The 21,590-nt window shown below is 60.2% G+C and carries 24 protein-coding genes and 2 pseudogenes; 15 read left to right on the top strand and 11 right to left on the bottom strand.

Translation table 11 applies throughout. The features are described 5' to 3' along the window. The first annotated feature begins 141 nt into the window (after positions 1-141). From ACXYMW_RS18620 to ACXYMW_RS18605, 4 genes and pseudogenes are all read left to right on the top strand, one after another. Positions 142-1,923, top strand: coding sequence for a calcium-binding protein (locus ACXYMW_RS18620; RefSeq protein ID WP_459036832.1), 1,782 nt, complete (start codon positions 142-144; stop codon positions 1,921-1,923). Beyond that, positions 1,924-1,992 carry a hypothetical protein gene (locus tag ACXYMW_RS18615; RefSeq protein WP_459036834.1) on the top strand — a complete coding sequence of 23 codons (69 nt, stop codon included), beginning with the start codon at positions 1,924-1,926 and terminating at the stop codon, positions 1,990-1,992. Beyond that, positions 1,961-2,080: pseudogene (locus tag ACXYMW_RS18610) on the top strand (calcium-binding protein); the annotation flags it as partial. The gene ACXYMW_RS18615 and the pseudogene ACXYMW_RS18610, both read left to right, overlap by 32 nt. Before the next feature lie 9 nt (positions 2,081-2,089). Beyond that, positions 2,090-3,064 (top strand): calcium-binding protein, encoded by a 975-nt coding sequence (locus ACXYMW_RS18605; protein ID WP_459036833.1) that lies wholly within the window; start codon positions 2,090-2,092, stop codon positions 3,062-3,064. An 89-nt stretch (positions 3,065-3,153) separates the two neighbouring features. Here the strand turns inward: ACXYMW_RS18605 and ACXYMW_RS18600 are convergent, their stop codons facing one another. After that, positions 3,154-3,360 carry a hypothetical protein gene (locus tag ACXYMW_RS18600; protein WP_459036831.1) on the bottom strand — a complete coding sequence of 69 codons (207 nt, stop codon included), beginning with the start codon at positions 3,358-3,360 and terminating at the stop codon, positions 3,154-3,156. A gap of 321 nt (positions 3,361-3,681) precedes the next feature. Further along, entirely contained in the window at positions 3,682-4,905 is a 1,224-nt protein-coding gene (locus ACXYMW_RS18595) for a calcium-binding protein (RefSeq protein ID WP_459036830.1), read from the bottom strand. Positions 4,906-5,605: 700 nt separating this feature from the next. Between ACXYMW_RS18595 and ACXYMW_RS18590 the strand changes: the two genes are divergently transcribed. Beyond that, a complete protein-coding gene (locus ACXYMW_RS18590; RefSeq protein WP_459036829.1) occupies positions 5,606-5,968 on the top strand; it encodes a hypothetical protein in 363 nt (120 codons plus the stop codon). Positions 5,969-5,979: 11 nt separating this feature from the next. On the opposite strand, the gene ACXYMW_RS18585 is transcribed toward ACXYMW_RS18590, so the two are convergent. Genes ACXYMW_RS18585 through ACXYMW_RS18560 form a run of 6 tightly spaced genes read right to left on the bottom strand, consistent with a single transcriptional unit; the run spans position 5,980 to position 9,229 of the window. Further along, positions 5,980-6,255 carry a hypothetical protein gene (locus ACXYMW_RS18585; protein ID WP_459036828.1) on the bottom strand — a complete coding sequence of 92 codons (276 nt, stop codon included), beginning with the start codon at positions 6,253-6,255 and terminating at the stop codon, positions 5,980-5,982. Further along, a complete protein-coding gene (locus tag ACXYMW_RS18580; protein WP_459036827.1) occupies positions 6,252-6,950 on the bottom strand; it encodes a hypothetical protein in 699 nt (232 codons plus the stop codon). Before ACXYMW_RS18580 ends, ACXYMW_RS18585 begins: the two co-directional genes overlap by 4 nt. Before the next feature lie 54 nt (positions 6,951-7,004). Continuing rightward, the gene (locus ACXYMW_RS18575; RefSeq protein WP_459036826.1) at positions 7,005-8,420 is read right to left on the bottom strand and encodes an APC family permease; all 1,416 of its coding nucleotides are present in this window, start codon (positions 8,418-8,420) and stop codon (positions 7,005-7,007) included. A 10-nt stretch (positions 8,421-8,430) separates the two neighbouring features. Then, positions 8,431-8,598, bottom strand: a complete 168-nt coding sequence (locus ACXYMW_RS18570; RefSeq protein ID WP_459036825.1) for a hypothetical protein — start codon at positions 8,596-8,598, stop codon at positions 8,431-8,433. A gap of 11 nt (positions 8,599-8,609) precedes the next feature. Beyond that, positions 8,610-8,969, bottom strand: a complete 360-nt coding sequence (locus ACXYMW_RS18565) for a hypothetical protein (RefSeq protein WP_459036824.1) — start codon at positions 8,967-8,969, stop codon at positions 8,610-8,612. Positions 8,970-9,004: 35 nt separating this feature from the next. Beyond that, on the bottom strand, positions 9,005-9,229 hold the full coding sequence (locus tag ACXYMW_RS18560; protein ID WP_459036823.1) for a hypothetical protein: 225 nt from the start codon (positions 9,227-9,229) through the stop codon (positions 9,005-9,007). A 434-nt stretch (positions 9,230-9,663) separates the two neighbouring features. Between ACXYMW_RS18560 and ACXYMW_RS18555 the strand changes: the two genes are divergently transcribed. Both ACXYMW_RS18555 and ACXYMW_RS18550 read left to right on the top strand, forming a co-directional pair. Then, positions 9,664-10,806, top strand: coding sequence for an AAA family ATPase (locus tag ACXYMW_RS18555; RefSeq protein WP_459036822.1), 1,143 nt, complete (start codon positions 9,664-9,666; stop codon positions 10,804-10,806). A gap of 285 nt (positions 10,807-11,091) precedes the next feature. Beyond that, complete coding sequence (locus tag ACXYMW_RS18550; RefSeq protein WP_459036821.1) at positions 11,092-11,280, top strand: hypothetical protein; 189 nt, start codon at positions 11,092-11,094, stop codon at positions 11,278-11,280. A gap of 73 nt (positions 11,281-11,353) precedes the next feature. Here ACXYMW_RS18550 and ACXYMW_RS18545 read toward each other — a convergent pair whose 3' ends face one another. Continuing rightward, positions 11,354-11,569 (bottom strand): excalibur calcium-binding domain-containing protein, encoded by a 216-nt coding sequence (locus tag ACXYMW_RS18545; RefSeq protein WP_459036820.1) that lies wholly within the window; start codon positions 11,567-11,569, stop codon positions 11,354-11,356. A 182-nt stretch (positions 11,570-11,751) separates the two neighbouring features. On the opposite strand from ACXYMW_RS18545, the gene ACXYMW_RS18540 reads away from it, so the two are divergent. Together ACXYMW_RS18540 and ACXYMW_RS18535 are read left to right on the top strand one after the other, a co-directional pair. Continuing rightward, a complete protein-coding gene (locus ACXYMW_RS18540) occupies positions 11,752-12,498 on the top strand; it encodes a hypothetical protein (RefSeq protein ID WP_459036819.1) in 747 nt (248 codons plus the stop codon). 266 nt (positions 12,499-12,764) lie between these two features. Then, on the top strand, positions 12,765-14,669 hold the full coding sequence (locus ACXYMW_RS18535; RefSeq protein WP_459036818.1) for a PAS domain-containing sensor histidine kinase: 1,905 nt from the start codon (positions 12,765-12,767) through the stop codon (positions 14,667-14,669). A gap of 39 nt (positions 14,670-14,708) precedes the next feature. Here the strand turns inward: ACXYMW_RS18535 and ACXYMW_RS18530 are convergent, their stop codons facing one another. Beyond that, positions 14,709-17,315, bottom strand: a complete 2,607-nt coding sequence (locus ACXYMW_RS18530; protein ID WP_459036817.1) for a calcium-binding protein — start codon at positions 17,313-17,315, stop codon at positions 14,709-14,711. A 266-nt stretch (positions 17,316-17,581) separates the two neighbouring features. Here ACXYMW_RS18530 and ACXYMW_RS18525 point away from each other — a divergent pair, with 266 nt between their 5' ends. The 6 genes and pseudogenes from ACXYMW_RS18525 (at position 17,582) to ACXYMW_RS18500 (ending at position 20,873) form a co-directional block, all read left to right on the top strand. Then, the gene (locus tag ACXYMW_RS18525) at positions 17,582-17,767 is read left to right on the top strand and encodes a hypothetical protein (RefSeq protein ID WP_459036816.1); all 186 of its coding nucleotides are present in this window, start codon (positions 17,582-17,584) and stop codon (positions 17,765-17,767) included. A 58-nt stretch (positions 17,768-17,825) separates the two neighbouring features. Then, on the top strand, positions 17,826-18,620 hold the full coding sequence (locus ACXYMW_RS18520; protein ID WP_459036815.1) for a hypothetical protein: 795 nt from the start codon (positions 17,826-17,828) through the stop codon (positions 18,618-18,620). A 61-nt stretch (positions 18,621-18,681) separates the two neighbouring features. Beyond that, entirely contained in the window at positions 18,682-18,903 is a 222-nt protein-coding gene (locus ACXYMW_RS18515) for a hypothetical protein (protein ID WP_459036814.1), read from the top strand. Further along, on the top strand, positions 18,900-19,490 hold the full coding sequence (locus ACXYMW_RS18510) for a hypothetical protein (protein ID WP_459036813.1): 591 nt from the start codon (positions 18,900-18,902) through the stop codon (positions 19,488-19,490). Before ACXYMW_RS18515 ends, ACXYMW_RS18510 begins: the two co-directional genes overlap by 4 nt. 80 nt (positions 19,491-19,570) lie before the next feature. Beyond that, positions 19,571-20,275: pseudogene (locus ACXYMW_RS18505) on the top strand (DarT1-associated NADAR antitoxin family protein). A gap of 160 nt (positions 20,276-20,435) precedes the next feature. Then, positions 20,436-20,873: a ferritin-like domain-containing protein gene (locus ACXYMW_RS18500; RefSeq protein ID WP_459036812.1), complete on the top strand. Its 438-nt coding sequence runs from the start codon at positions 20,436-20,438 to the stop codon at positions 20,871-20,873. A gap of 358 nt (positions 20,874-21,231) precedes the next feature. On the opposite strand, the gene ACXYMW_RS18495 is transcribed toward ACXYMW_RS18500, so the two are convergent. After that, the gene (locus tag ACXYMW_RS18495; protein WP_459036811.1) at positions 21,232-21,390 is read right to left on the bottom strand and encodes a hypothetical protein; all 159 of its coding nucleotides are present in this window, start codon (positions 21,388-21,390) and stop codon (positions 21,232-21,234) included. Positions 21,391-21,590: the final 200 nt, after the last annotated feature.

Below are 21,590 nucleotides of genomic sequence, written 5' to 3'. Positions count from 1 at the left end.
CACCTGGCTCAACGACTACAACACCGTCCATCCACATTCCGCGCTGGCAATGCGCTCGCCCGTCGAGTTCAGATCAGCGCTCAACTCCAGCCAGGCTGTCCGGTGAAATGGGGGGCACTCCAGAGTGGCATCGGGCCTGCGATGAGGTTCTTAATCGATGAGCATACCAACTTCAAGCTGACGCATGCCGTTCAGAGTGGCGTAGCGACCAGGATTGCACCTGACAACTTCAGGACAGATGAATTCGAGTACACGATTGCATTCCAGCAGCTAGACGCAGACATCCGCGGTTCAACGCTCCCTTCGGAGTTGCTTGGTGTAATCGTAAATCGAGGGACGTTCAACGCCGGTATGGAGATTGAGTATGACGCTAATGGCAATCCATACTTGAAGGACCCAACAATAACGAACGCAGCTATCCAGGAAGTGGGCGTATCTGCCACCGGCGGAACACGCTATCGAATTTCCTTCAGCGACGAGTTTTGGGATATAAACGGGGCGATCCTGGACGGTACATCTCCGGCATCGCTGCCCGTGATTCTCTCGCACCTCCGTCAAGAAGGCATGAAGGTCATTCTTGCAAACTTTGGCCTTTACTCCACGCCCTCCCACTTTGAGGAACTTTCCTCCGAAATTTTCGAAATTACGGGTGGAATCGAGGATCGAAGCCCCGATCAGAACGGAATCCTCCAAGGGACGGTGGGGAGAGACCTCTTGGTCGGCGATGATGAATCCAACCGTATTCTAGGTAGCGACAACGACGATACCTTAAGGGGAGGTGACGGAGATGACACGATTCTCGGCGATCAGAATGTGTTTGTAGCGTCCCCAGGTGATGATTTGATTTCTGGTGACGCCGGCGATGATTGGTTGAACGGGATGGGCGGGAACGACTTCGTCTTCGGGGGTGATGGAGACGATACCGTTATAGGTTTTTCCGGGCGGGATTTTCTCTCTGGAGATGCTGGAGATGACCTCTTATCCGCCGGAGGCCTCGCAACGCTATTTGGCGGCGATGGAAACGACGTCCTTCGGGCGATTGTGGTCAATGAGCCAGAAGGGCCGGGGGGCCAGCCGCCCCGTCAACATACCGGCTCGGCGCAACTGGAGGCGTACGGAGGAAGCGGAAACGACTCGATCACTGGATCTGATCTCTCGGACACACTGAGTGGGGGTGAAGGTGACGACAGATTGAATGGTGGCCGCAGTCTGGATACGGCATTGTTCTCCGGGTCATTACCTGACTACCATATAAATGACGTCTCATCTGCTCCAGGTGGGTGGTCCGGTGTTATTGAAGGTCCTGACGGACGAGATCATCTTACAGGTGTCGAGGTATTTTTATTCTCTGGAGTCGCGGCACTTGTGAGCTTCGGTGGCGCGGGGGCGGATGAAATGGTTTTCCCGTCTAACGATGAATTGCCGGTTCCTGATGACGGTACTCTAAACCACATCGTATTGGGACTGTCGGGCGATGACCGTATTTCTGCAGGTCGGAATCAGAATATCTTACTTGGCGGCGAGGGGGACGACACCGTCTCTGGGAATCCCGAGGCGACGTCTTGGTCACGGCTCTTGGGTGAAGCTGGCGACGATCTCCTGGTAAGCTTTTCGGCTGCCGATGAGCTCAGAGGCGGCAGCGGCAACGACACGATGATTTCTGGGTTGGGCGCGGACACGATATCTGGGGGAGGAGGAGTAGACGCAGTTGACTACACAGCGCATGCGTTGCGAGACTCAGTAGTTCAAATCGGCACGGACAGAATACTCGTTGATATTCTCGGCCACCAAGACGAGCTGAACGAGGTCGAGAGTTTGTTGTTTTCCGATCAAACAGTTCATATCCGCGACGGCACAGACTTCGATGATGTATTGTCGTTGTTCAAGGGGATATTCAGTCGTGATTCATCCGTAGTTCGATGACTGTCTGGAGATGATCGAATAGTTGGCGGGCGAGGGAATGATAGTCTTTCCGGGGGGGGGCGGCCGTGACACCATTCTCGGGAGTGCAGGCGACGACTTGATCTCTGGCGGGGGCGAAGGTGATATCATCGCAGGGCAGCGGGGCGTCGACAGGATCTCCGGTGGAATGGGCGATGACACTGTTAGAGGCGGTGCAGGCGAAGATGCGATTGCCGGAGGCGTCGGCGACGATCTTCTCTTCGGCGGCTCAGATAACGATTCTGTAGGCGGGGGCGAGGGGGAGGATACGATCCACGGTGACAAAGGTAACGACGAAATAATTGGGGGAGAAGGAAACGACCGTGTTTTCGGAGGAGGCGGTGACGATACTCTAAAAGGAAGTGAGGGTGATGACACTGTTCACGGCGGTGCAGGATCGGATGCGATCTTCGGGGGCGCTCCGTCGGATGGCGATGAGGGCAATGACCTTCTAATCGGCGGAGATGGAGACGACAGCATCGAAGGTGGGAATGGTGATGATGTACTTGTAGGTGGAGTCGGCAATGATCGGATTCTTGGTGACGCGGGAGACGATGTCGCGCGGGGCGGCTCCGGTGACGATACGGTCTTCGGGGGCACCGGCGGGGATATGCTCTACGGCAATGGCGGATCTGATAATATCTTCGGTGGGGAGCAGGGAGATACGCTGTCCGGTGGTGCAGGGAATGACACTTTGAACGGCGGTGGCGGAACCGATAAGTTGCACGGCGGGGCTGGGAGCGACCTTTTGCGTGGAGGCGATGGGGACGACAGGATTGTAGGTGGTCAGGGGGATGACGAACTATTCGGCGGTACCGGAAATGATACGCTGCGAGGGGGGAATGGAAGTGACACCATGCATGGTGGGGAAGGGGCTGATCTGTTCGTGTTTCACGATGGCGAGGGAGACACAGCGATTTTGGACATGAGCCCAACAGAAGACGGCGATGGATTGATACTTCACTCAAGTTTGTGGAACACGCTTGTTGCTGAGGCAAACTTGCTGGATCGGTTTGCGGCGGTCGTCGGGGGCGATCTTGTCCTCTCACTCGAAGCTGGTAGGATTACGTTCGTGGATTTCACTGACCGGTCGGCTTTGTCTGACAACCTGATCCTAGTGTGACACACTTACTGTGCCTGAGGATGTCCTCGCGAAGAAGATGAAGGCCGCCCGGGATCCCTCGGGCGGCCGAACTCGTTAAAAAGCGAACTTCAGCCCAGAACGAAGGTACACCAGTCGCGCGCCGCGCGGGCTTCCTTGCCGGAAAGCTCAAGCGAGGAGACGACGTTGACTTTGCCGTTCCGCCGAATGCACTGCATCGAGACCGTGCGCCGGGGGTCCAGCTTTTTGCACAGCTCGACGCCAGACGGATAGAGGTCCTTCGCCACCCGGGGCCCGAACCTGGGGGTGAGCTGCATAGGCGAGTACTTCTGGGAAATCGGCCCAGACTCCCAAGCGCAGATTACATCCCATGTCGATCTCACCTGGGAGACCGGCTTCGGAGGGGTGGGACGCTCACGCTCCGGAGGCTCCGGCGGTGTACGGGTCGGCGGTTCTGGCGGCGTGCTAGGTTCGTCCGGGCGCTCGGGCCGGTCGATGCTGGGGCGGTCATAGCTCGGCTTGTCGGGCGGCGGATCAAGCGCCAGGGCAGGGCTGGCCACCACGGCCGCCATCAGACATCCAATGAATGTGTGCCGTACTTTCATGAGGGTCTCCTGTATTCTGATTCTGCCCACTGCTCACGCAAAGCGGTCTGTCTCGAGGACGGCAACGCGATCCTCGGTCACGGGAACTTCGGCGCGTAGGACGGCCACGACATGATCGTTGGCCCGCACAATTGTGCTGCCGGTATCATCATCAATAGTAATGGCGATTTCAGTGCTGCCAGCCTCGCCCGGGGGCACAACAATGAAGAGGTAATCGTCACCGTCAAAGTCTTCGACCACCGGGGCCACGCCGCTTTGGATCCACTGTCCGGTGTAGAAGAGGTCCTGATCGCCGCCGCCTTCAGCCGTGTCACCGCTCCCGAGGATGATGCTGTCCGTGCCGGCCCCGCCCCTAATGGTGTCGGGATCGATGATGTCCTGATCGCGGAACATCCCGTCGTTGATGCCGTCGTGGTAGCCATCGAGCATGTCGTTTTCCACACCACCGACAAGCGTGTCTGCGCCGCCCTCACCGCGAATGAAATCGTAGCTCAGCCCACCTTCGAGGCTGTCATCGCCATCCCCGCCGAAAATGGAGTCGGGGCCATCGTCACCCAGCACGGTGTCGTTGCCGTCACCGCCTACGATGGCGTCGCCGCCCTGGCCGCCGCGGATGATGTCATTGCCACCGTCGCCGAACAGTTCGTCATCGCCGTCGCCGCCCGAGATGTCGTCATCGCCGTCTTCGCCGGCCACGACGTCGTTTCCGGCCCCACCGGTCATGGTGTCATCACCTTCAGCCCCGAACAGCTCGTCATCACCGTCTTCCCCGGCCAGGATGTCTGCTCCGGCCCCGCCGTCGAGGGTGTCGTTGCCGATGCCACCGTTCAGCTCGTCGTCGCCGTCCTCGCCGGCGAGGAGATCGGCGCCCAGTCCGCCGTTCAGGGTGTCGTCACCGCTCTCGCCGAACAGTTCGTCGTCACCCTCGTCCCCGTACAGCAGGTCGTCTCCATCCTCCCCGTCGAGGACGTCATCGCCCAGGCCACCGTTCACGGTGTCGTGGCCTGCTCCGGCAAATACGGAATCGTCATCCTCGGTGCCGTCGATCTCTTCGGCGGAGTCTGTCCCGAAGATGTAGTCCATCATCGAGCCGCCTCCGTTCGAACCGCCGTCGGGGCCTTCGCCTCCATCGGGGCCCTCGCCGCCGTCCGGGTCCTCTCCATCTCCGTCAAACCCGTCGGACGAGCCCCCACCGTCGGAGCCAAGCGCGAAGCAGGCCACACCCGCTCCCAAGACCATCAGCAACAGCAGTTCCATGAGGTGACCCCTTTGATTTCGTCAGACAGCAGACGAACCCGTGGCATGATTGCGCAAAATTCATAGCTGAAACCTGTATTCGATGCCGCGGAGGCGGCTTATCTGCCAGATTGGCAATCTTTGTTCCATAAGACGCAACAATTTCTGCTGGGGCAAATGTAGGGGGTACTACCGTAACGTGTGGAATTGACCGTCTACGAATCGTTTGGATGCGCTAACTTGTGGGGTAGAGCTCGGACTCCATTGAGTGGTCCGCAGTCGGTAGGGTGGCTCTCCAAGGTCGTCTACGGTCGCCGTATGGATGCAGAGCTCAACACGTATTTTGCCGCTCTGCTCGCGACGTCCTGGTGCTGAAATTCGAAGCGCTCGGCCCGCATGGGGGGCATGGCCGGTTCGCAGGGTCAAGCTGACCGGCCATGCCGCGCACCGGGGGGTGCGCATGAGTCAGGCGGCTGGCTGGGATGCGCCTGGTACGGTGCTCCGTTAGGGAACAAGTCCGTGTCTCACAGAAGCCAAGAATTCAGTTTTCCGCAAGTCTCTTGGATCCACCTGACCAGGTTTTGGATGGCCGCACGCGGCGTCGTTTCCGCGTCCTGATCAATCGTGATGGAGGTCGAACGGTGACGCTGGGGTGGAGCCAATCACAGGACGCGTTCTAAACGAAACCGTGGCGAAACTCCGGTCGGAAACTCTCCGCGCCATGAAAATGTTTGCACAGTACCGCTTCGCACCGAAGCCGCTCTTTTGGGCCTCGTCAGCAGGCCTGATCGTCGCGCTCCTCGCCATCGGGTCCGCGGCAATCGAGTCGCCATCCGCGGGAGGACGCAGTCTCGAGAGCACAGTCCTGCTCTACGGCCTGGCCATTTGCCTGGCCTGCTACGCGCTGGGCACCATCACGGAGAACCTGCGGCGCTTCTCGTCCGGTGCGCCACTCCTGCCGCCCACGCCGTTCGGCTTCGAGACGGAGAAACCGAGGAGCCTGTCGCAGTTCGTAGTCATCCTGTTTCAAGGCGCCGCCTACGGGCTGTTCGCGCTGTTATGCTTGTACGGGACCTTCCTCTGAGGGGCGTTTCGTCAAGTACAGCGCCACACTTCGGCGCGAACGCGCCCCTGTTTGTAGGCATCAAGGATCGACATGGCGTAGACAAAGATGCCCCCGGCGAGCTTTCCGACAATGGAGACATCGGGGGCTGCAGTTTGAAGCGTGTAGCCGCCTAGAAGCAGCATGAAGAAGAGCATTATCAGTCCGCGAACGGGCTGCTGGTTCAGCACCTGCCCGGTGCCAGGCAAAGCAATGGCCGCCGAGAGAACCAAGTAGGGATTTAGCGGCGACTTGGTCACGGTGTTCATGCTGTTCTCGCTTCCTGTCTGGTGGCGCTTGCAATCTCTAGGTCGGACTTCAGCTTCAGTAGCTCTTGCAGAATGGGTTCCACCAGGCTGGCCGGCAAAGGCGTGCGTCCCATCTCGGCTTCCCGGTAAATGAGGTATTTCCCGCGATCAGCCTCGTCGCCAAGTATCACCAATCGAAGCCCTCTCGGGGAAATGAGGAGTTCCTTGGTTCGAGGATCCTGGAATAAGTGCAAATACCGCTCGAGGAGCTCCTGCGAGGGTATGTTGTCGACATCGTCGGTTCTGATACCGCAATCGTGCGGGAAGCCAGCCGGCGGCTCGATCTGCTCCGGGAGGGCGTTGTACCAGGAGAATGGCTCGACCCCGACCGGCCGCGCGACCATGTCGAAGGTCGCTTTAACGCGTATGGGCTCGGGCAAGGTAACGAGAACCCACAGGGCTGGAAGCTTTCTGAATGTGAGCGAGTCCTGGACGACCTGGATGTCGAAGAGGTGATTGTTGTAGTAACCGGAAAGGCGGGGAAACTCGGTCGGCGTCTGACGGACGACAACCTTTTCGAAGAGCTCGCTGCATTCGGAGAGGTACTGACCCCGGTATGCTTTCCGAGCCCTCGAACTCTTCAGGATCGCGGCACTCAGCCACAACAAAGAAAGGCCGAGTACGACCACGATGGCGCCTAGAAGCAGTCTGTCCATGAGGGTTCTCCGCTGACGCACCCGGCCGGTGACGGCCGGGTGCTGGAGGGTTGCTTAGTAACCGCGCGGGCGAGGCCAGGGCATCGTGAACTGCGCTGCCCGATGCACAAAGCGGTATCTCCAGAAGTGGAACCAGAGGGAGACCACGATGTAGAAGGCAATCATCGCCACCAGCTGGGTGCCGTAGCCGAGGAACACGGCGAAATAGGTCACGCCGCAAAGGCACAGCAGGATGATGGCCGGCAGGGGGTGGAACGGATGCTCGTAACCCCTCTTGATGCTCTCGAGCGGCCACTTGCGCCGGAACAGGATGACGTTGATGGGCATGAACGTGTACTCGAGCAGTCCCGAGAGGATCGAGAACGTGATGACCTGATCGAGAGGTGCGCCGAGAGCGAAAATCAGAGCGATTGGCACGAGGAAGATGATCGAGCGGTACGGAGTCTTGTACTTCGGGTGCACTGCCCCGAACCATTGCGGGAGGTAGTGATCCCGGCCCATCGCGAACCAAGCACGTGACGCATCATTGATGCACCCGTTTGCAGAGGCCAGTGTTGCGAACATCGTACCGATACCCAGCAGAACCATCAACGTGACAGAGCCCGACATGCGCGCAGCGTCGAAGAGCGGAACGCCGGATTGCCCGAGATATTCCCACGGCATCAGGCCGACGCATACGTACCACGTCAGTGTCGCGGCGATCAGCAGCGTCATGATTCCGGCAAGGGTTCCGAAAGGCAGGGCGCGGGCAGGGGATCGGACCTCTTCAGCGGCCTGACACGTGCCCTCGATGCCCAGGTAGAACCACAACCCGAAATGCATGGCCGCCAGCACACCGAGCCACCCGTAGGGCAGGTCGGTCATCAAGTCAGCATGCCGGAGAGGCGAGTCGCCGAGAAGCGGCGACGTGGCCAAGAATAGGATGAGGATCGAGGTGAACGCAATCGCCGTGATCACCAGGCTGAACGTCAGCGTGGCGAGTACGCCCCGGTAATTCAGCCAGGCGAGGAACATGATCGTCAGGATGATGAAAGGTCTCTGGTCCAGGCCTTCGTACCCTGTCATTCCGGCAACTGTGTCGATGAGGAAGCCGAACGTGATTGCGTTCGCGGCCTCGAGCATCGTGTACGCAAACACGAGGTAGAGCCCCACGTTGAACGCCATCAGGGGGCCGATGATGTGCTTTGCCTGAGTGTACTGACCACCGGCAGCAGCCACCGTTGAGGTCACTTCGCTGTCGATCATTGCCACGCATGAGTACAGCAACCCTGCAAACCAGCAGGCTATAAGTGCGGCGTAGGCGCCTCCTTTTCCGACTGCGAAGTTCCATCCCATGTACTCGCCGACGAGAACGATCCCGACGCCGAGTGCCCAGACGTGGGCGGGGCCCAGGACGCGGGCCAGGCCAACCTTGGTTCCGCCCGCGGCCATTCCGTCAGCCCTGGCGGAAGTGATGTCTATGTCTGCCATCCCAGTGTCCTCAGAGCTCGTGTTCTTCGGTCATCGACTCAAGTTCCCCTTCCCGGGAAGACATGAGAACATCGTCGGAGTACGTGCTGTCGGTCTTGATCCAGTCCAGGATAATGAACGCAGCGAAACCTGCTGACGCCGCCCAAGCGGCATACTCCATAAGCACCCAAAGGTTCATGTCGTTGCCCCTTACCGTCCGTCGAATTTTTCATTGATCACGTCCCGGTACTCTTTCTCCGAGAAGCGAAGCATGATGAAGTAGTAGCCCACGACGACGACGATCATCACCAGCAGGCTTGCGATTGAGAACGAGTAGTCGAAGCGCGCAGTAATCAGTTCTGCAGCATCCGCCGCAGTTTCGTAGCCGAGCTCGTTCCATTTCTGGACCATGACCTCGTTTTGGCCCAGCCCCTCCCAGGTCGGGTTTTCAGGGACGTTCGAGGTTTGGGAACTGCCCGCGAGGTTGAGCAGCAGAGGAACGTACAGGGCGCCAATCGCCAACACCAGCAGAGTGATCACGTCGAAAATCTGCCCGAGCTTGCTCTGCACGGGCGGTCTGTATCTTGCCATTTTCGATACCCCCTTCAGCGGGTTTTGGCCGCGCGGGCTTCATCCAGAAATTTGAGGTCCAGACCGTACATGAAGTCACGGTCTTCCCGGTAATGCTTCAGCATCGCGAGAATTGCTGCCGTGTTGAGGATCAGGACCATCACGCCGCCGATCAGAAGGACGGTCCGTGCCGTCGCACTCGGCGCCAATGGCCAGGTTGCTACTGCGACAAAGCCGATTGCGAGCCACAGCCCAACCACGAACGCGGACGCAACTATTGTATCCCGTCTATGCATAGACGAGATTCGGGTATTCAAGTCTGACAAGTTCTCCTCCCTTTCTCTCCCTTTGTGCCGTCGCCCTGTTTCCTCCTAACGACGGCCGTTTCGTTTCCTCCGGTGAACTAAGTTTCACTCAGGGAAATAGATACTTTTGTCGGTGTCAAGGATTCTGATGCCCGTGAATGGCTCTTCCGGCCTTGCATACAAGGGCAATCGACCGCCCTGGCTACTGCCATCACCGTTCGATCCAAAGCGGAGGTGGCGGGGCGCCATTGCCGAAAGGGTCCGTAGTGGTGCGTCATGCGCAGTCTCCCGTCATAATCAAAATTCGCAAGTTCAGTTCTTTTTTGATCTCTTCTTGTGTCGACATAGTGAGCGGGCGGCGGTAAGGTTTCCTTGAAAGGATTTAAGAAATGCTCGCCCCCACATACTCGACCATTCGCGCTCTCGTTCCTGCCGAGGTGAACGGTTTCCTTGTCGACTGGGACGGCATTGAAGGCCTGCTGCCTGCCGAGTTCGAGGCCATGCGCGCGACGCCGCAGGATCCGATCCACCACGCGGAAGGGGACGTGCTCACGCACACCAAGATGGTCGTCGAAAGCCTCGTTGCCGACGAAGCCTGGCGCCGGCTTCCCGAAGAGCGCCGGGCCTCGACCTTCTGGGCGGCCGTCCTCCACGATGCCGGCAAGCCGGCGACCACGAAGCGCGAAGACGACGGGCGCATCACTTCGAAGGGGCACTTGAAAGCCGGCATGCAGGACGCCCGGCGCTTCTTCATGAACGTGGGCGCTCCGTTCGCATGGCGGGAAGAGGTCTGCGGGCTGATCGAGTACCACCAGGCGCCGTTCTGGCTGCTCGAGCGTGACGACCCGGTCCGCAAGGCGGTGTCGATCTCCTATGCCTGCAACACCGCAGATCTCTGCCTTTATGCACGGCACGACATCCTCGGGCGGGTCTGCCAGGACTCTGAAAACGTGCTCGCGAATGTGGCCCTGGCGGAAATGCAGTTCGCGGACGCCGGGTGCCTTGGGAAGGCGCGCCATTTTCAGAATGACGCCAGCCGGGTGGAATACTTGGTGAGGCCGGACCGGTACGTCGATTACGTTGCCCACGAGGAGTACCGTAGTAGCGCCACCCTGATGTGCGGGCTGCCTGGTGCTGGGAAGGATACCTGGATCGCTCAGAATGCCGCGCACGCCGGGGTCGTGAGCCTCGATGACCTGCGCATCGAGATGGGCGTCTCACCCGACGACAACCAGGGCCCCGTCGTGCAGGCGGGGAAGGAGCGTGCACGCCAGTACCTGCGGGCGGGGGAGGATTTCGTCTGGAACGCGACGAATGTGACCCGCCAGAAGCGGAGCGAACTGTTGGAGCTCTTCCGCGACTACGGCGCCCACACCAGCATCGTGTACATCGAGCCGTCGCTGGATGTCGTCCGATCCCAGAACCGCGGGCGCCCTGACCAGGTGCCGGAGAAGCCGTTCGAGCGGATGCTGGCCAAGCTCGAGCCGCCGCGGAGGGACGAGGCGCACGAACTGATCTGCGTGATCGGTTGATTGAAGCACGAGAGAACCCGCAGCGGGGTGTCGGCTTCGTCAGCTTCAGCATCGGAAAGCGCGCTGACGCCTCTCGCTCCGGTCCTGTATGCCAAGGTCATCTGACCCGTTTAGGTTACGTAAGGGATTCCTTTGAATTCAACGCGAGGTGTAGCTGCAACTTCCAGTTGGCGACTCAGTTGGAGGTGCCGTTGCGCCCCGCGGTGAAAATAGTTTCACTCAGAGCGAGCAGGGTCGGCGCCAACTCAGAAAATAATCGTTCATCACCCTGCATTTATGAGGAACGTGACCGCTGAAACAAAATTTTCCTCTGGGGCGCTTTCCGAGCGGGTAAGCTGGCTAGGCTTCGCTGACGAACTTGCTAAGACGTGTGGCATTCTTGCCCGGAGGTTCGACGGCTCCTCATTCTGGATGCGTCTTGGCGCGGAAGCGTTGATGTTTGAAACGGCCATTTCGATCATGCGGTCCTTCTAGCGAGGACCAGGTATTTTGTTAAGCAGGGCGTCCGGTCGAGGGACCGGGCGCCTTTTTTGAAGGAGTTTTGCGGTCAACCTCTTCGGAGGGACTCGCAAGCGATGCCATCGTTGTCCCTGTCCAGACGATGCGGATCACCCGGGCCGGCCGCCTCGAAGAACGCCTGTGCCTCCTCCCAGGTCCGGAAGTCCGAGCAATCCCGATCTCCAGACTGGGCCGCCACAACCGATGGGGCCAGCGAAACGGCTGCAGCGAAGGCAGAAATCAGGGGGCCGTGTTTTCGAAGCATTGTGGGAAATCTCCTCCTTGATTCTGCTCATAGAGGCCGGTCGTTCTGCCAGTTGCAAGACGGCAATGCAGCGGAGATGACCAGTTGCTGAATGCGGTTGACACAGATCGCCCTGGAACAGCTCACGGACCTGTGACGTTGCGTTCCGAGACAGTGTTGTGGGGTGACCAGTGTTTGAGTGGATGCATGAGCATCATGAGGTTCTGAATTTGGTCGCCAACCTGGCGATGATGCTTGTGTGGGTGGCCTACCTGAACCTCTTCCTGGTCAGCTTCCATCGGCAGAACCGGTCGGTGATCCACATCAGCAGTGCGGCGGCTGTAGACAGCCGGGCGAGGTGCCTGATTACGAACATGGGGTCCAACCCGATCTACCTGCTCTCCGTGATCGTAGACATCGAAACGGATGAGGGCACGGCTCGGGCACATGTCACGGATCTCGTTGAGCATGGCATCGAGGACGTCCAGAACATGCTTGATCGCACGCTGCAGGGACCTCTCGAACCCGGGCAGGTGCGCGATGTGGGGAGCTTCGCGGAGCTGGCCGACCGTGCCACCGAGGTTCTCGGCACGAACTTCGAGGCCCCGAAAGCGCATTCGATGACAATTACGGCGGTGGCGGCGGCGAACCAGGCAAAGGAACTGGTCGGCGGCTGGAAGCGCTTCACGGTCAAGGATCACCGTCAGGGCGAGGCCTCGCGCTTCCAGCCCGAAACGACACTTACGTCGCAGTTCAGCGGGCTGTTCCGGTCTCGTAGACTGCGAAAGATGATCGAGAACGGCTCCCAAAACGGAGTCCACAAGAACCACGAGGCGAATATCGAGCGGCGTCCATCCAGCGGAGAGGAAGTTGACGATGACCGACCCCAACGAGTTCAAGGAAACCGTCACGCGGGAAGTGAAAGACCACTTCGGACCGCTCAGTCCTGAAGCTGAGCGCGCCGTGAGAGAGAAGCTGGAGGCCTTCGTGCACGAGGCTCCCTGGGCGCCGGCATACCTGACCCCCTCGGAAGCTGCGGAGCAGGTGGTCTTCGACGTCCACTGACTGGCGTAGGGCGGCGGACCAGCAATTCACAGCATAAGAGCTCCGCCACCCTACGCAAAGTTTCTGTGCTGCTCAGTTTCGCGCGACGACAGATTTCGTATGTCCGGGAATCATGAAAGAAGGCTTGGGCTGATCGACCGGGAGACCTTTCATGACTAACCCCTATGCGGCGTCCGACCTCATCGAGGATGCCGACACACGCGGGCAAGAACCAGGCAGCGCGGTTTTTGCTGGTCTTGACGGCGACTGGGTCCTGGAAACGTTTGCCGAACGCGACTGGGCATCAACTTCCCTCGGTGCGGTTGCCGATTGGCCGTCCAATCTGAGATGCGCATTATCGACAGCTCTTCGCTGTCCGGTTCCTATGGCGCTTCTGTGGGGCAGCGAGGGCATTCTTCTCTACAATACCGCTTACAGCCAGATTATCGGCGACCGTCATCCGGCTATACTCGGTCTTCCCGTCCGGGACGCCTGGCCCGAAGTCGCCGATTTCAACCAGGACATCCTGGAGTCGGTCCTCCGCGGGGAGACGCGTTCATTCAAGGATCAGGAGCTCGTTCTCGTCCGGCACGGTAAGGCGCAGCCAGCGTACTTTGACCTCGACTACTCGCCTGTCGTGGACGACATGGGGAAACCATCAGGTGTGCTCGCAATCGTCGTCGAAACCACGGGTAAGGTCACGAGTGAACGCGAGCGATTGGCAGCTGAAACCGGGCTCGCTCGTCGCGAGGAGCATTGGCAGGGCCTGTTCGAGGAGCTCCACGAGGGTTTCATTCTCGGGCAGCTCGTACGCGATGACGCGGGAAAGGTCATCGACTGGGTGTATCTTGAGGTGAATGCTGCGTTCGGCCGCCTTGTGAACCGCCTCCCAAGCGACACCATTGGTCGGACGATCCGTGAAGTTTTTCCAGGTGTCGAGGAAGCTTGGATCTCGCGGATGCACGACGCAGTCCGCCTTGAAAAAACGGTCACGTTTGTCGACCGTGTTGCATCCTTGGATCGTTGGTATGAAGGGCACGCATTTCCTCTTGGAGAAGATCGCTTCTGCATCATGTTCGTCGACGCGACTGAACGTTTGCGCAACGAGCGTGTCTTGGAGCGGGGGCGACAGCGCCTCCAGGCGGCTGTCGATCTCGCGCAGCTTGGCATGTTCGAGCTCGACGTTGAAACGCGTCGCATTGAACTCGATGAACGTGCTCTGAACATACTGGATCTCACGGGGGAGGGCCCTTGGAGGGATGCGGACATCCTTCAGAAAATGAACTCGGAGAATGCGAAAGCCGCTCAAGATGTAATCGCAACCGCGATCTCTACACGCTCGAGGGTCGACGGGATTTTGAAGCTACGCAGGAGCGATGGAAGCCGTAAGTTTGCGCATGCGATGGCCAGCATTCTCGAGGATGACAATGGCATTCGACTTTCCGGCGTAATCGCGGACGTGACTGAACAACGTGAGTTTGAAAGCCGTCTCAAGCTCATCAACCAAGAACTCCGCCATCGGGTGAACAACCTCTTTGCAGTAGTTCAGTCATTGATTTCTACTTCTTCGAGAGGAGAGAGTGACGCGGGCCTTCTCGCCCGCAAGCTTCAGGAGCGCGTAGCCGCGCTGTCGATTGCCCACGGGATCAGCATGAACCACGACCGGGAGAGATCAAACATCCTCGCAGAGATCGTGAAAGCGATCAGTCAACCCTATGAAAGTTTGAATGGATCAATCCGAACATCAGGGCCGGATGTCTCTATTCCGGAAAGAGCCATTACTCCGCTTGGCTTGATTTTGCATGAACTGGCAACGAATTGCGTAAAGTATGGCGCCTGGTCACACCCAGACGGTGTCGTGGATGTTGAGTGGGAAGTATCGGGCGCCGGCGACCACAGCGAAGTCATGCTTTCCTGGAAGGAGCACGGTTCGACGAAGATGAAAGAACCCTCAGGAGTGCGAAACTTCGGCTCCCGTCTCATGGACGCATCTGCAATGCAGATAAATGCCCGCGTAGAGCGAGACTGGACGTCTCGAGGCCTGCATTTCAGGCTCGCTTTTGCCGTGGATGCGTAAGCATGAACCCGGGCCCATGATCAGCTCACGGGCCCGAAATCAGAACACGAAGTCCTGCTCGGTGATGTTCGCGTTGACGAGATCGATCCTGAAGTCAGCGTTCCCGTCGCGATCCACGTCCCCGTAGACGTCGCCCTTTGAGAGCCAGAGCCCGGCGTCGGCATCGTTGATGCCCTTGAAGCGCTGATGGCCGTCCTGCGTCGTGTCGGCATCGATGCCCGAGAGATCGATCAGATCGACGCCCCGTTCGAAGTCCAGAATGACGTCGGCCGCGCCCACCGCGCTGTGGGACGCTTCACCGAACACGAAGATGTCCGCGCCATCGTTACCCTCGAGGGTGTCCTGGCCCGCGCCACCGATGAGGATGTCATTCCCACCGGACGCGTTGAGCTGATCGTTGCCATCCCCGCCGTTCAGGGTGTCGTTGCCCAGGCGCGCGAAGATACGGTCGTCCCCACCGTTCCCGGTCAAAACGTTGTCCCCGTCGCTGGCCTGGATGAGGTCATCCGACCTGCTGCCCGTGCCGTTGATGTCGCCGTCCCCGAGGACGAGCTTTTCGATGTCGTCCGACATGGTGAAGTCCACCGACGAGTTCACCACGTCCCAGTCGCCCAGGCCCTCGACAATGGTGCCCTCGACGTCGACGTCAAAGGTGTCCTTGCCGTCCGTCCCGATCAGGTGCGGCACGCCGGGCGCCTCGGTATCGGGGATCACGCCGTTTTCAGAATCTCTCTCCGCCAAGGAGGCATCGAAGCCCGGGTTCAGGGGGTCGAGCGCGGCGTTCCCGGAGTTCGAGTACGTCCGGCTTTCGTGCTCCCATTCACCGGTGCCGGTGAAGATGCCGTCCAGCACCTTGCGGTCGACCTCCTCCATCGTCTCCACGCGGATGGCGGTGTCCTGGAAGAGCAGCCACTCGACGTTCGAGACGGTATCCGCGGAGCCCGGATCGGCGCGGTTGTCGACGATCAGGCCCTCATCGGTCACTGTGATTTCGACGTCGGCGCGCTGGGCGTCCCAGATCGCGATGTCCACGCCGCCATGCCCATCGAGGATGTCGCGCATCCCGCCCCCGATGAGGACGTCGTTGCCGGCCCCGCCTTCCAGGGTATCGGAGCCGTACTGACCTTCGAGCCAGGCGCCGTTGTCGTAGCCCTTGATGTGGTCGCCGAGCCGGGAGCCCACCATGTGGCCGAACTTCACGGCATTGATCGAGGCGTCGGTCGCGCTGCCGTAGTGCTCGCCATCGGTGTTGATGAAGAGCGACGGCGTCATGACGTCGGATGCCGCGTCACGCAGCGATTTGTCGACCCGCACCGTGTTGTCGCCATCCCGACCGCCGTGGAAGTTGATGTCCCGGTCGGTCTGCTCGACGTGGACCTCGTTGCCGACGGCGGAGTCCCAGGATGCGAACACGACGGAGTGCCGCATGTTCTGGTCGCTCAGGTTGACGAACTCGCTGTCGAAGGTCTCCCGGATCTGGAACGCATAGCCGTTGCCGCCCGAGCCCTTGTTGTGTGCACCGGTGAACTCGAGGTCGTCGGCAAACATCTCGCGCGAGCTGCGGACGTTCAGGCCGATTGAGGGGAGGTCATGCGCCTGGATGTCAAAGAGCTCGAGATTGTCGGTTCCGTCGACACCGATGACCGCGGTCCTGTCGTAGGCCCGCATCGTGTTCGAGAAGTCGGATTCATCGGCCTGGTCGAGGCCGTAGTCGACGCTGAAGCCCCCGACCTTGATGTCTTTGGCAAGGTGGATTTCAGAGACCGTGCTTTCGACGGTGTCGAAGTCGAAGTGAAGCCCGGATTTCAGGGTGATCTCTGCCCCGTCCACGGATTCGACCTCGACGATGGTCTTCCGCAGGGGAACATCCGTGTTCCGCCATTCCGTGTCGCCGATCTCGTCGTAGAATGCCTCGGTGCTCTCGCGCTCGATGTAGAGGAAGTCACCGGCCTCGAAGCTGTGGTCAGCGCTCGACAGCGTCACCACTTTGTCGCCTTTGGCGGCGCCGGCCTCGAGGGACCACGCGCCTTCTTCCCAGCCTGTGCCGATGGTCACCGCCTCGGCTTCAAGGCCAGCGACATTCAGGATCGTCTGCCCGCTGCCCGCGCCGATGAGGGTGACGCCATCGCTCCCGATCTCGATTGTCTCGTCGAAGTTGTAAATGCCGGCGGCCAGCTCGATGACCGTGCCACTTTCCGCGGTGTCGATCAGCGATTGCAGCTGGTCTGCAGTCATGTCGGGGCCCACCCGGATCGTCGGGTCGTTGAAGTCGCTGTCCGTGACGAACGACATCGCGGGGGCTACGTCTTGCGCAGAGATCGTCCCGGACGATTGGGCGATGCTGTCGGTGGAGAGGACCTCGACCGGGGTGGTCTCCTCGTATGTGCTCGAACCGACAGCCTGCAGCTCGGAAACCAATGCCTCGGGAGCTGCGAACTCGTCGTCCAGGTCACGAATGGACTCGTAGGCGCCGGCATCGGACGCCTCGGAGGCTGCGGCCTGGATGTCGAAGTTCATGAAGTTTTTCAGGAATGCCTCGACCTCCTCGGTCGGCATCTTGTGGCCGCGAGCCGCCGGGGCGGCCTCACCGAAGGGGGATTTGAAGAAGGCCCCGACGTCGAGAGAGAAGAGCTTGGAATGTGCCATATTATCCTTTTTGGTGTCTACCCGAAGGTCACCGGCCGGATGCCGGCATGTGTGCAATCCTGCACGCCGCGACTTCAGTTCATCGCAATTGCACAGAACGCTGGCGGCTGGATAGACAAGGAAAGACCATGCTTCAAGGATTAATTTCCTTCTGGCAGCCGCACTGTCCACGAATTTGAATAGAAAAGTCGTCGTCAGGCAAAGATTTGCTGTTGACTGTTCTTTGATCGTCGGGTTCATTGGTCTTGTAAAAGGAGAGAACACAGATGCCCGACACGCAATCCTTCAAGTTCGCTGTTGCCCGCGAGGTTCGCGCCCACCTTGGCGGCGAGGTTACCGGTGCCTGCGCAGTGAGCAAGCGGCTGGATGCGTTCATGAACGCGACCCCCTGCATCCCGGCACATGTGACGCCCCTCGAGGCGGCCGAGCAGGTCATCTGCGGCGTCTCGTAAAGGGCGGCTTCATCCGCTTTGCAGCAGGATACGCATCTGACACCCAGGAGGGTTTCGGATGCCGATTTCAGAGTTTCTTCGCGCAGAGCGGCTTACCCGCTTTTTCGATGCCAGGAGCCTGGCTTTCTCGATCCCCGGCGCGGGAGACGAGAGGTCCCCGATGCAGCGGGTCGGGCGGGCGCTGGGCAAGGCGTCGGTTTTTGCCGTGGTCGTCGGCGGCGCGGCAGCCTACGGGGCAGTGGAGCACCGGATGTCTGATCGTTTCCAGCAAGTCGGCGTCGATGAGGCGATCCTCGAGGTCGCCTCTGCCACGGGGTTTGGCGATCTGGCCCGCAAGGCGGATGAGGAGCTCTCGCGCAGGGGGATTTCAGAGCCCCCGGGTGCCACGGCACCTGCCGCGGAGGCCGGGGAGACCCAGGACCTCCGGCTCACGCTCTCCGAGATGGCCGTGAGCTGGTTCGAGGAGAACGGCGTCCAGAGCCCGGCCGTGAGGGAAGCGCTCTCGCGGTGGGGCATCCACGCTCACGGAGATCACTATCACATCGAGGGGTTCCCCGAACCCGGGGACGAGATGCTTCCATCTCCCTGGGCGCTGCGGACGCTGATCAGCGAGGCATCCCTACAAGCGGGGGTCGAGCCCGCCGGCCTGGCCGCGCAGATCGACACCGAGCTACGCGTCTTCATGATTTCTTCAGACCTCTGCACCGCGGGCCATGTTGAGGAGTGCCTCGCAACCATCGCCTCGGCCGAGGGAGACGACGTGATGATCGAGATGAACGCCCGAAGCGGGGCCCTGAGTGTCCGTCCCTACGTTGTCGCGTCCGCCGAAACGCCAAGCGGCCCAGGACTCTGAATTTGAAGAATTCCGCCGGACGGCAATTTTCCGACCAAGATTTCAAGGAGACATTCTGAAAATGAACATTGAAGACCTCACCGCGGAGAGCGTTCAGGACAGCGCGAAGTTCCTGCGCCACCGCAAAATCGCGGCCGACGATCACGGCGAGCTCCGTCTCGTCGCCATGGAGCTCGGCAGCGAAGAGCAGGGCAACCTCATGACCTCGTCGGCGCTGGTGTTCCTGCCCGCGGATGGCGGTGCCCCCGTATGGTGTGCGCCGGGAAGGTCGGCTCCTGGATGAAAGACGCGGCGGACGAGTTCATTCTCGAGCGCGAGCACATGAAGATCACCGGCACCGACCGCGCTCTCTCGACAAGCTGCCCCGAGGCCGTCTTCGAGGCAGCTGTCCGGCAGGGCTTCAGCCTGGTGCAGCACCCGAGCGGCGAGATGGAGTTCCGCAAGACCGTGGACGGGCACCGCCAGTCGATCACGAACGTCGTCTGGTCCGGCGAAGAGGCGGCCGCCAGTTCCGACCCGGTCCGCGCGGGCGACAACATCTGGCGCGTGACGCGGGCCGAGCTCGAGGAGGGCGAAGAGGTGGCCCATACCGTGGTCTTCGAGGGCACGTCCCTGCGCGACGCGTTCACGACTGCTTTCCAACTCGGACAGATCGAGCCGGCAATGAACGTCGACGGCTCGCTGAAGCCGTTCCACGTGTTCGAGACGCGCCAGGAGTTCCTCGCGGTCACGGGCGTCGGTGACCTGCCCCTCGACCTCGAGGAAGTGGTCCTCGAGGTCGAGCCGGACGCGGACGAGGACATGACCCCGGAGGAGATCATCTTCGGCGAAGAGGTCACGCCTTCGGGCATCCAGATGGCGATGTTCTGAGGGTCCAAGGTAACGACCACAGCTGCGCGCGGCGTCCACATTGACCTGGGCGCCGCGCCCTTAATTTGAGGATCATCCTGATGGCCCTGCGTCCCGTCTTCAAACCATCCCTGGCCGGCGACGAGGTGGTCACGAGACACGACATCGAGTTCCCCTGGACGCCGGGGCGTGAGCTCGAGGCCCAGCGCGCATGCATCCGCGCGCTCCACAACGCCGCCCGGGAGCAGGTCAAACTGAACAGCATCCTCGAGATCTCGACGAAGTCTGAAAACCCACTCGGTCGTAGTCTCTCGGCATTCAACCTCAGGGTCACACTCCCAGGCACGGCTCAGGTGACGACCGTCGAGTGCGCGTACCAGGGGGCGAAGATCTTCTAAGAGGGAGGTCCGTTCACGGATCTGCTTAAAGGAAGCTCGTGGGACGCCAAGAGGGATGGTCGTCTAAAGGACTCCGGTCCGCTGGTCAGCTACCACCTCAGCGGGCGGACGTGGCCTGCGGAGCCGAAGACGGCCTTCTTCTCGTATTTGTACCTGACTGCGTTGCTCGAAGACTTTGAAGGAGCAAGCGCGCTTCTCAACTACGATGGCTTCACCGACATTGCCTTTAACCCGAAGACCGGGGTGAACTGCCGGTCGCATGCGGCGGCGCTGTTCGTCAGCCTGCAGCATCGCTCACTGCTCGACGAAGCGATGAGGTCGCCTGAGACCTTCCTGGAAGTGATGGCAGCGCATGATGCGAACGCAGCCGCGTTACCGGGTGACGAACAAATGGCATTTGGTTTCTAAGATATCACGTCCTCCCTACGGACCGATGCCGTCGCGGCGATCCGCATGCACCTGAAGACGACCTCGAAGCGCGGCACGATCCGGGCCGCGGCGAAAGGAACTTGCCTCCGCACCATCGTGTTCACCGGGAGAACATTCAACACGAAACGGAGAATGTAGCATGGCCAACGAACTCACAGTTCTCGAGACGCTTACCGACACCGCAATCGACAGTGCAAAAGGTTACGAAACCGCCGCCGATCTCGCAAAGACGCCGGCCCTGGCGAATGTGCTGCGAGAGCAGGCGACGAAGCGCCGCAAGCTCGTGGAAGAGCTGAATGCCGAGATCACGCGCCTCGGCGGCAGCCCGCGCACCAACGGCAGCACCATGGGCGCCGCGCACCGGGCCTGGACGGCGATCACCGATGCCTTCTCGAAAGGCGACGAAGAGGCCGCCGAGCGAGTGGAGGAAGGCGAGGACTACATCGAGAAGAAGTTCCGCGAAGCGCTCGACAAGGGCACTTTCGAGCCGCAGACCCGGGACGTCCTCGTTCGCGCACACGCCCAGATCGCTGAGGGCGAACGGCTGACGGATCGGCTCGAAAAGCAGTACGACTGACAACCTGACCGGAAACTCAGAAGGCAGCGTGGCTCAGGCTGCGCTGCCTTTTTTTTGCCCGCGGACGTTCGCGGCACTGACAATGTCGGCCGGCAGCCAGATCCGAGGAATTCCACTCAGTGGTAGCGAGTGATGTCTACGGCACGTCCCCCTCACAGCGCTCGCATGCCGGAAATTTTGGAAATTACTGAAACGGGGGATCCCTTTCCTTTAACTGTTCAGCGCCCGGCGCATGAGACCAACCCGCCGGCCGCGGCAGGCAGCGACAAGGAGACACGGTACATGCCCACCAATACCTGCCGCGTAGCGCCAGACATCAACCGGCGGACTCTCCGTATGGCCGGAGGGAAGTCGGGTCTCAGGTCACCATCCGCGACGAGTGTGAGGATAGAGCGTGAGGAGTATTTTCCTGTAGCCCCTGGCGCGCGCCCAACGCCTCGAACGAAGCAGCCAAGTGGCTAAGAAAACCTCTCAGATCGCCGCCGTCCTCGAGGATGGAGTAGAGGATGTCGATCAAGAAGTGTTTTAGCACAGCTCGATTTTTGCCAAGCGTGGGTCAAAGTCGTTCCGGGGAACCGGAAGAATTCATACTTGTGCTGTGACCCCCGGTTTTCCCTCCATCTGATGATAGAGTCCGGCCCAAACGAGAGGACCGGAAGATGAAGAGATCGAAGTTCAGCGAAGAGCAGATCATCGCGATCCTGCGGGAACAGGAAG

It is taken from the genome of Roseivivax sp. CAU 1761 (assembly GCF_054482755.1).
This window is presented reverse-complemented; position numbering and strand designations above follow the sequence as displayed.

Bases quoted from the DNA above. Each gene is read 5' to 3' on its own strand.
- ACXYMW_RS18620 (WP_459036832.1), top strand. From the start codon at position 142: ATGAGGTTCTTAATCGATGAGCATACCAACTTCAAGCTGACGCATGCC.
- ACXYMW_RS18605 (WP_459036833.1), top strand. From the start codon at position 2,090: ATGGGCGATGACACTGTTAGAGGCGGTGCAGGCGAAGATGCGATTGCC.
- ACXYMW_RS18600 (WP_459036831.1), bottom strand. From the start codon at position 3,360: ATGCAGCTCACCCCCAGGTTCGGGCCCCGGGTGGCGAAGGACCTCTAT.
- ACXYMW_RS18595 (WP_459036830.1), bottom strand. From the start codon at position 4,905: ATGGAACTGCTGTTGCTGATGGTCTTGGGAGCGGGTGTGGCCTGCTTC.
- ACXYMW_RS18590 (WP_459036829.1), top strand. From the start codon at position 5,606: ATGAAAATGTTTGCACAGTACCGCTTCGCACCGAAGCCGCTCTTTTGG.
- ACXYMW_RS18585 (WP_459036828.1), bottom strand. From the start codon at position 6,255: ATGAACACCGTGACCAAGTCGCCGCTAAATCCCTACTTGGTTCTCTCG.
- ACXYMW_RS18580 (WP_459036827.1), bottom strand. From the start codon at position 6,950: ATGGACAGACTGCTTCTAGGCGCCATCGTGGTCGTACTCGGCCTTTCT.
- ACXYMW_RS18575 (WP_459036826.1), bottom strand. From the start codon at position 8,420: ATGGCAGACATAGACATCACTTCCGCCAGGGCTGACGGAATGGCCGCG.
- ACXYMW_RS18570 (WP_459036825.1), bottom strand. From the start codon at position 8,598: ATGAACCTTTGGGTGCTTATGGAGTATGCCGCTTGGGCGGCGTCAGCA.
- ACXYMW_RS18555 (WP_459036822.1), top strand. From the start codon at position 9,664: ATGCTCGCCCCCACATACTCGACCATTCGCGCTCTCGTTCCTGCCGAG.
- ACXYMW_RS18545 (WP_459036820.1), bottom strand. From the start codon at position 11,569: ATGCTTCGAAAACACGGCCCCCTGATTTCTGCCTTCGCTGCAGCCGTT.
- ACXYMW_RS18540 (WP_459036819.1), top strand. From the start codon at position 11,752: ATGCATGAGCATCATGAGGTTCTGAATTTGGTCGCCAACCTGGCGATG.
- ACXYMW_RS18535 (WP_459036818.1), top strand. From the start codon at position 12,765: ATGACTAACCCCTATGCGGCGTCCGACCTCATCGAGGATGCCGACACA.
- ACXYMW_RS18530 (WP_459036817.1), bottom strand. From the start codon at position 17,315: ATGGCACATTCCAAGCTCTTCTCTCTCGACGTCGGGGCCTTCTTCAAA.
- ACXYMW_RS18525 (WP_459036816.1), top strand. From the start codon at position 17,582: ATGCCCGACACGCAATCCTTCAAGTTCGCTGTTGCCCGCGAGGTTCGC.
- ACXYMW_RS18520 (WP_459036815.1), top strand. From the start codon at position 17,826: ATGCCGATTTCAGAGTTTCTTCGCGCAGAGCGGCTTACCCGCTTTTTC.
- ACXYMW_RS18515 (WP_459036814.1), top strand. From the start codon at position 18,682: ATGAACATTGAAGACCTCACCGCGGAGAGCGTTCAGGACAGCGCGAAG.
- ACXYMW_RS18510 (WP_459036813.1), top strand. From the start codon at position 18,900: ATGAAAGACGCGGCGGACGAGTTCATTCTCGAGCGCGAGCACATGAAG.
- ACXYMW_RS18500 (WP_459036812.1), top strand. From the start codon at position 20,436: ATGGCCAACGAACTCACAGTTCTCGAGACGCTTACCGACACCGCAATC.